2 protein-coding genes are annotated in these 779 nt (G+C 33.1%); both read left to right on the top strand.

Annotated features, from left to right (window positions below; all coding sequences use genetic code 11):
- On the top strand, window positions 1-187 hold a 187-nt coding region (locus QMD61_11620), incomplete at its 5' end, for a hypothetical protein (protein MDI6725282.1).
- Between the two features lie 114 nt (window positions 188-301).
- The coding region (locus QMD61_11625) for a hypothetical protein (GenBank protein MDI6725283.1) at window positions 302-779 on the top strand (478 nt) is incomplete at its 3' end.

The raw sequence follows: 779 nt of genomic DNA on the forward strand, positions 1-779 counted from the left end.
TCTTGATAAAAAAGATGAGGAAATTAAATTTCTTAAAGAAGAAAATGAAAAAACCAAAAATTTGGTTAATGAACTTATAACGAACACTGAAACCGATGCAGATATTAGACTGCTTAAAGAAGAGAATGAAAAGATCAAAAGACTTCTTGGGGAATTAATGGAAAATATGAAATCCAAAGTTGATTGAAATTATGTATCCTCAATTATATAACAATTTGTATAACATTTTGTTAAACAAAAAATTGTAACAGGAGGTGAAAAAATAGCAAAAAAAGAAGATAAAAAACACCCAATTTTTGCTGTGAGAGTCAAGACAGAAAAGCCTAAGAAAGACTGGAGTAAATTTATTGAAGCAAAAAAGGAAAAAGATTATACAACCGCAGGAAAGGAACTTGAAAAAGCGCTTTATGAGTACATGGAACGTGAGGGCTGGGATTTCGAGAATGAAAGATTCATTGATTTTAATGATAACGATGAAAATAATTTTTTGAATAGAACCAAACACACACACATCGATCAGGATCAGGACCCCAGATCAATCGGTGAAGATGTGGATCTTACTGAACAAAGCCGAAGTGAACCATCCGAATCTGAACATAATCCTGTTAACAATGAAAATTCCAATAATGAAGCCCCTATTGAAGCAGCTGCAATTCCTGAGCAGACCCAATTTATAAAAGTCAGAACCCCCACCAATGAAGAAGTTTTCACTTATGCATTCTGTAAATTGTTTGCAAATCTGCATGAAGTCAACTATGAACAGATAGAGCAATTAGCAC

It is taken from the genome of Methanobacterium sp., from assembly GCA_030017655.1.
GTDB lineage: Archaea > Methanobacteriota > Methanobacteria > Methanobacteriales > Methanobacteriaceae > Methanobacterium_D.